Annotated in this window: 8 protein-coding genes and 3 tRNA genes; 7 read left to right on the forward strand and 4 right to left on the reverse strand. The window is 37.3% G+C overall.

Going from position 1 to position 6,984, the window contains the following annotated elements; translation table 11 throughout:
• Positions 1-84 precede the first annotated feature (84 nt).
• From MWG72_RS08035 to MWG72_RS08045, 3 genes are read left to right on the forward strand one after another with little or no spacing between them, the layout of a single operon-like run.
• Positions 85-1,044 carry a hypothetical protein gene (locus MWG72_RS08035; protein ID WP_247143691.1) on the forward strand — a complete coding sequence of 320 codons (960 nt, stop codon included), beginning with the start codon at positions 85-87 and terminating at the stop codon, positions 1,042-1,044.
• 56 nt (positions 1,045-1,100) lie between these two features.
• Entirely contained in the window at positions 1,101-1,373 is a 273-nt protein-coding gene (locus MWG72_RS08040) for a holin (RefSeq protein ID WP_247143693.1), read from the forward strand.
• The gene (locus MWG72_RS08045; RefSeq protein ID WP_247143694.1) at positions 1,370-2,143 is read left to right on the forward strand and encodes an N-acetylmuramoyl-L-alanine amidase; all 774 of its coding nucleotides are present in this window, start codon (positions 1,370-1,372) and stop codon (positions 2,141-2,143) included. Before MWG72_RS08040 ends, MWG72_RS08045 begins: the two co-directional genes overlap by 4 nt.
• 107 nt (positions 2,144-2,250) lie before the next feature.
• On the opposite strand, the gene MWG72_RS08050 is transcribed toward MWG72_RS08045, so the two are convergent.
• Positions 2,251-2,964, reverse strand: a complete 714-nt coding sequence (locus tag MWG72_RS08050) for a hypothetical protein (protein ID WP_247143696.1) — start codon at positions 2,962-2,964, stop codon at positions 2,251-2,253.
• Positions 2,965-3,080: 116 nt separating this feature from the next.
• On the reverse strand, positions 3,081-4,106 hold the full coding sequence (locus MWG72_RS08055; protein WP_247143698.1) for a site-specific integrase: 1,026 nt from the start codon (positions 4,104-4,106) through the stop codon (positions 3,081-3,083).
• Positions 4,107-4,645: 539 nt separating this feature from the next.
• On the opposite strand from MWG72_RS08055, the gene MWG72_RS08060 reads away from it, so the two are divergent.
• From MWG72_RS08060 to MWG72_RS08070, 3 genes are all read left to right on the forward strand, one after another.
• Positions 4,646-4,730: transfer RNA gene (locus MWG72_RS08060), tRNA-Leu, on the forward strand.
• A 35-nt stretch (positions 4,731-4,765) separates the two neighbouring features.
• Positions 4,766-4,839 (forward strand) — tRNA-Trp (locus tag MWG72_RS08065).
• A 39-nt stretch (positions 4,840-4,878) separates the two neighbouring features.
• Positions 4,879-4,963, forward strand: a tRNA-Leu gene (locus tag MWG72_RS08070).
• 152 nt (positions 4,964-5,115) lie between these two features.
• On the opposite strand, the gene MWG72_RS08075 is transcribed toward MWG72_RS08070, so the two are convergent.
• A complete protein-coding gene (locus MWG72_RS08075) occupies positions 5,116-5,319 on the reverse strand; it encodes a hypothetical protein (protein ID WP_004280022.1) in 204 nt (67 codons plus the stop codon).
• Between the two features lie 433 nt (positions 5,320-5,752).
• Here MWG72_RS08075 and MWG72_RS08080 point away from each other — a divergent pair, with 433 nt between their 5' ends.
• Complete coding sequence (locus MWG72_RS08080) at positions 5,753-6,025, forward strand: hypothetical protein (protein WP_243474950.1); 273 nt, start codon at positions 5,753-5,755, stop codon at positions 6,023-6,025.
• A 240-nt stretch (positions 6,026-6,265) separates the two neighbouring features.
• On the opposite strand, the gene MWG72_RS08085 is transcribed toward MWG72_RS08080, so the two are convergent.
• The gene (locus tag MWG72_RS08085; RefSeq protein ID WP_247143700.1) at positions 6,266-6,667 is read right to left on the reverse strand and encodes a YkvA family protein; all 402 of its coding nucleotides are present in this window, start codon (positions 6,665-6,667) and stop codon (positions 6,266-6,268) included.
• Between the last annotated feature and the right edge of the window lie 317 nt (positions 6,668-6,984).

A 6,984-nucleotide genomic window follows, 5' to 3' on the forward strand; every position in this document is an offset into this window, starting at 1 on the left:
AATAACCATGTCTCAGTTTTTTAATTTGCAAAAGACTGGGACTATGTTGATAATTCCCCCAATCAAAACATTAATGTTTATGTAATGAAGATAAATAAATCAATAGTATTCGCAACGCTCTATTCAATAATCGCATTCTTTTTCACTATTATTGTAATGCCTTTTTTTACAAATGGAGATCAATCACACTATAGGGATTTCTATAGGTATTGTTTTTATGATGCATATACTCTTGAGCAGCAATTTTTTTGTTTTCAAAATACCTTAGGTTCTTCCGAGCCTGGTTATTTTGTTTTATCAAAAATTTTTAACTCAATATCAATAAGTAAAGACATATTTATTGCAATAGCAAATACCATTTTGACTTTTATTTCAACTATTCTTATTTTTAGATATTACAAGGCTGTTTGGCACAGACATCTTTTTCTACTTTTAGTATTGAGTAATTATTATTTTATTGTGATGCTTTTTTCGGCTGAACGCCTAAAATTTGGCTTTATTTTTTTAGTGCTAGGGTTGCTATATGCTAACAGGTCAAGGATTGCTTTATTTATATTGGCTATATTGACGCATGCTCAAGTTGCAATCATGATTGCTCCGCTTTATTTATCTAGAATTTTTGCAAAAGAAACCCGGTGGCCTACAAAATTAGTTGTTTCATTGGGCGGCTTGGTTCTCTTTGGTGGGATGTTTTATTTCTTACAAGGGCATATCCAAGCAAAATATAGCGCATATAGCACTCTAGAAAGTGGAAGCATTGGGATTATGGGTGCATTAAAGACAGCAGTATTCATTGTCTTTGCTGCTATATCAATAAGAAAGTCGATAGCGATTATTGCGGGATTACCAATAATCATTCTTGCTTATTTCCTTGGTTCAGACCGAATAGGTATGCTTGCTTTTATTTTATATGTTGGCTTGGTCTTATACTATAAAAACAAAATGGATTTAATGCTGTTGATAGTTATGCTCTATTTCTCATATAAGTCTATAGAGTTTATTTCTAATATTTTTATTTACGGCAATGGTTATAACTTTTCCTAATTAACACCCAACAAACCACATTTAACCCTGATCTTTAATTAGATCAGGGTTTTTTAATGTCAAAAATAATTGGGGGCGGCATGTCCGATCAGAAAACAGCAGTAATGGAAATGGCAGCAACTGTTTCTTCCGCTGCATCAAAAACAACGTATGCGGGGGCGGCTTCTGGTTTTGTGGCATACCTTGCGTCAATTGATGTACTGGCTTGGCTAGGTATCACCATTGCCTTGGGTGGCTTTGTGGTGAACTGGTACTACAAGCGACTGGAAAATCACCGAGCAACAGAACTTCATGAAATAACTTTACAACGTCTGAGGGAAGGCAAATGAAATTAATTGATGACTGGAAACAGGCATGGAAACTTAAGTCAGTGCAGGTTGGTGCGTTAAGCGCATTCTTCTATGCTCTGATTTTATTATCAGAACAGTTTTTGAATATCTGGAATGTGATTCCACAAGAACTAAAAAACAAGATTCCTGAGAATATTGCTGAATGGATCGGAATGTTTGTAGGTGTGGCGATGGTGTTAGCACGCTTGAAGAAACAGCCCGAATTACATGGGGTTAATCAGTTTGTTGCGGTGACAGCTGGTCATAGCAACTCTGATCCAGGTGCAGTGAATGGCAGGGTAAAAGAAGCTGATCTTGTAGTTAATTTCCGCAATGCTGTGTCTTACTATTTGCGAGAAGCCGGGTTGCAAGTCAAAACTGATGGTGCTGGAAATAAGAATGATCCACTTTCATCTGCGATCAAATTGATTAAAGGTTCCAGTGTTGCGGTTGAATTCCATATGAATGCTGCTACATCAAAGCAGGCCAATGGTATTGAAACCATTGCACTGCCAAAAGATAAGAAACTGGCTCAGGATTTGTCAAAAGCTGTAGCAGATGCATTGGGTAGTCGTTTACGTGGGGATAATGGCTGGATTGATCAATCTAAATCAGCGCGTGGACGACTGGCATACGTGAATGCCGGTGGTTTGATTATAGAGCTTGGTTTTATTTCCAATGAAGACGAACTTGCCCGATTTAATGCACGTTACTGGCTGGCTGCTAAGGCTGTGGCTAAAGTGCTGATCGACTATGAAAAGCGTAATTAAGATTTTAACGCTGTGCCTCCTCCTATCAGGCTGCACAGCTCATTCGATTACGACGAATGTTAATGTGGGGATATGTGTGAAGGCTCTCTAAGTGAGGGCTGCACAGCTTATTTAGGATTTTGTTTAAAGATAGAGTTATAGAAATCATGAGCTTTTTGAGTTATCGAGTAATAATCTTTTCTCTTTAAGCCATTTGCTTCAAAATGATTTGGTATAAATTCCCTTTCTAAAAAGCCAAAGCTAACAAAATCCATTGGCGGGTTGTAAAACATAGAATTTGTTTCGAATAATAAAGGATTAACGTATGTTCCACTTGCGTCAATCTTCAACCCATAATCCAAATTTGAAGCTGTTGGTTTTTTATAATTAATATACTCTTCAAATTGACGAATAAGGTGACTGTCAAAATTCAATATTATGTTTGCATATTCATCAAATGTTTCCTTGCTAATTTCTTTGGTTTCTTTCCACATTCTGGTTATTCTAGCGATCATCTCAGCCTGGCGTTCTAGATAAGATTGCTCTACCAAGCCTAAGATCTCCAAGCCAATTTCAGCGTTTGCTTTGTCCTCAAAAAACCTCTTCATAAATTCTGTATTTTCTTCAGACTCATAAAAAAAGGCGATTAGGTTTTTGCGATACCTTGCATCTTTAAGTGCAGAAACAGCCCTGCCCACAGCAAATATTGAAGAAACAAAAGGAATTTCAGCTAAGATTTCTCCTCCAACCCCAGTTGTGACATCTTCAAGAACTTTTTTAACTAGCCCGTCAGCGGTAGATAGTGCGATATCCGATGATCCAGCGTCTTGTTTTTTACTCATGTATCTTTCCTTTTTATAACAAAATTACTTCTTTAATCCCCACCCAGATTCCTTCCTAAAAATCTCTCCATTCTTTATCGCGTGCTCTATATAAAAGTAGGTCCATGTTTTCATTATTATCCCCTAAGCCCGTTTCTTAATCGTTGTGCAACCTCGGTAGCAGTTGGATTGTAGTAGGTATTCACCAGAATATTAATATCCGTATGTCCGGTAATCTTGGCTAGATCAGCCGGATTCTGGATAATCTGGGCCATGCGAGTAGTGGCCTCATGTCGCAAGTCATGGAATCTTAAATCCTGAATATCACACTTATCCCGGTACCGTCTGAATAAAGCCGAAAGGGAATCTGAATCAATACTCAAAACGCGAGGGCTATTCACGCCCTTCATGTGGCGTAGCAATTCTTCAGCACGTTCAGATAATGGAATATTCCGAGTAAGGCCGTTTTTGGTGTCTGGCAGATGCACATACATTTTATCAATGTGAACATTCTTCCAGGTCATTGCTGTGATTTCACCAAGCCGCATTGCAGTTTCAAGTGCAAAAAGCATAGCCCAAGCCACTTCCTGACCTTTGGTTTTAACCGGTTCACCCTCAACATAAGAGCAGGCATTCAAAATAGCTTCAATCTCATGATCTGCTGCACGTCTATTTCGCGGTGGTGGCAACTTTGGTCTGGATACCGTAGTGAGGGGAGAGGAGTGTAACCATCCCAATTCACGGATGCAGCAATGCAGTACAGCACTAAGCAATTCCATTTCCCTTGAAACAGTCGTAGCGGTTACATCCTTGATTCTGGCATCACGATATTTCACAAAATCAAATGACTTGAGATCTGTAAGGTTTTTTGACACTAACTGAGGATTATCGCGGATCAGCTTTCTTAAGCGCAAAGTTTCCCAGCGCGCACCTTTCTTTTTTGGTGTCACATTCTTCAGGTAATATTCAATTGCTTCTTGATAGGTGTGTTTAGGTAATTCACCTTTTGACGCTTTTGCCGCATCCTTAAGTTCGATAATTTTTCGAGCTGCCCACTCCAGTGCTTCTTTTTCTGTATCATGGGTAGAGGTGTGACGCTTGTTCTGATGATTGACGCAAATGCGCCAACTATCACCGCGCTGAATAGCCTTTGGTATCTTCATAATGTCGTGGTGCAGATTTGGTGCAAATCAGATATTTGATTGATGTATTAAATCACATTGTAATACATTCTAATACAATATTAATTTATTAAAAATCAATAGTTAAAAGAAAAACCCTTACAGGATAAGGGTTTCAGTTTAATGGCGATATGCTCTCTATCCCCACCATCATATTAAAGCAAGGCGAGTGCCTTGCTTTTTTATTGCCTGAAATTTGGCAAAGCCGTTGTATTTATGCTGTGTTGTATTCTGATTCCATGCACTGCTTCAAAAATAATTTATGAATAATAGTTTCAGTATTTTGAATGCTCATGTTGATCAAGATTAGAAATTTATTTGAGTTTTAATTTGAAATGTTGGAATTGAATCGAAATGATTAAAAATAACGAATGGGCAGTCATATCTTCAAATCAATCAAATTTTCGACATAAATTTTATAAAAAATTAAACTAACTGTTTATTTTATAGCGGAATAGATTGTGATTGCTTGTAAAATCGCTTGTCAATGCCGGTCTATCTCTATAATATACACAGCCATTGGGGACGTGGCGAAATTGGTAGACGCACTGGATTTAGGTTCCAGCGCCGCGAGGTGTGAGAGTTCGAGTCTCTCCGTCCCCACCAATCGATATTTGGGTAACTGGATATTGGGTGGAAGTAGAGGATTGATGTAATGGTAGCATGACGGTCTCCAAAACCGTTCGTCAAGGTTCGAATCCTTGATCCTCTGCCAAAGTTTGAAAAAAATCCAACGCTAAGTTGGTACCCTGATGGGGACGTGGCGAAATTGGTAGACGCACTGGATTTAGGTTCCAGCGCCGCGAGGTGTGAGAGTTCGAGTCTCTCCGTCCCCACCATCATATTAAAGCAAGGCAAATGCCTTGCTTTTTTATTGCCTCAAATTTACTAAACAAAGAAAAGCCCATCGAAATGGGCTGAATAACTGGAGAATAGCGCTGTTGAATCAGTGGAAAGATTAATTTATTTTTCTTCTCTTAAATAGAAGCAATCAGGCTTTTAAATGATCTTCAAATTCCTCGCCTAACTGTAGTGCCAGAGCATTACCTGCCAGATCACAGGTCACCAGGCCATATTCTTTCTTGAAGCTGAAACTGAAACCACGATCATCCGCCAGGGTGCGTACCGAATATCCTAATTTTTCTAACCATAGTCGAAATGCAATCAAATTTTTCGCTTTAACCACTTTTTTCACGAGATCACTCCTTCATCATTGTTAAATCTTAAATAAGGGTGAAAAATTATCTTTTAAAGGGCAAATGCCTTTATTTAAATTAATTTAAATGAATTTGTGTATATAGTGAACATCGGTTGATTAAGAAAAAATCAATTTAAACGTTAAGTAAATGATTTTTATCATATTGAATAGGTTGTAACTAAATATTAAGTTTTTATAAGCTATAAATTTGGATAATTAATTTTCTAATTCAATAGCTTATTAGTGAAACAGGTTATTTCCTAATTTTATCAATCGTATGAAATAGAAAATTTCAGATCTAGAATGAGAAAATTAAAATCCAATCGACTTATTTATTAAAAGAATACCGGCTGCTGGTTTTCTGATCTTCAGCTCGATTTGCATGCTTTATACTGTCTGAAATGTAATTTTCAAACTGAATACCCGCACCATGACTGAATTAACCATTGAAGACTATGTGAATCAGCAAATTGAATTAATGCAGCAGCAGGGACTTGAGCCGGTTGCTGTGATGTTGGGACATGAAGACTGGTTGAGCTTTAGTATTCAGTCGAAAGTGGCCTATACGCCTTTCGGCAGTGCCCGTCGTTATCAGCCTGCTTTAGGTGGCTTGCTACTGGTACGTATTGATGAAATGCAGGCGGTGCGTGTCGTGACTCAAGGTGAACTGGATACTTATGCACAAAGTAACCAGATTCTTTAACATTGCTTCATGCGATACATACGTTGTCAGTTTTAGTGAATAGAATCCAAGAAACTAGTTACTGCTATCCTACATATCATCATTCGGGATCGACATGGCCAATGTCACTTTTAAAGTTGAACGACAGAACTAATGTCATGCTCTGAAAGCAGATATTTCATTTCTATTTTGGTTTAAAGTTTAATTTCGAATAATGCCCATTATATTAAATGGGTGCAAATGAGAGAGGGTATCTAAATCTCACTTGTCAAAAATAGGCAGTATAGACAGTGAATCGTTCATGAAGTACATGGTTAAATATCCTAATACTAGAAGCCATATCAGGATAATAATTCCTGCTCCCCAACGGTTTATAGGCCTTTCAACTAAGGTTTCTCCAAGAATTCTACAATCATCTACAATGTTTTGTGGGGTAAGCTTGATAACTAATAAAATACCTAAAGGTACAATAATAATATCGTCTAAATACCCAAGTACGGGAATAAAATCTGGAATTAAATCAATTGGTGAGAAGGCATAAGCAGCAATAATTAAAGCTAAAAACTTTACAGAATTGGGCGTTCGCTTGTCTTTTGCAATAAGCCAAACAACCAAGATGTCTTTTTTAATTGATTTAGCCCATTGCTTGATTCTTTGATACATAGCAAATATTAAAAGAACTATAGAGATTTAATCATAAGAGAGTTTTCTTAAAACAATATAGATTTTTATTATCCTATTACGATTTTCTAAAATTAACATAATACGCGTTATACGAACTATCCATGTTAGAACCCATTTAAAGTGTCTATATTCTCACCAATAAAAATGTCTGGTTTATGATGGTTTTTATCACCATGGACTGGATATAAAATATAGATGCTGATCACTATGTCTGATAAAGAAATTCAACGTCTTGCAGTTCTGCAAGACGTTAGAGATCATCGTATTACCCAGGTCCGTGCTGCTGAAATCCTGAA

The sequence above is a fragment of the Acinetobacter lwoffii genome, from assembly GCF_022967985.1.
Classification (GTDB): domain Bacteria; phylum Pseudomonadota; class Gammaproteobacteria; order Pseudomonadales; family Moraxellaceae; genus Acinetobacter.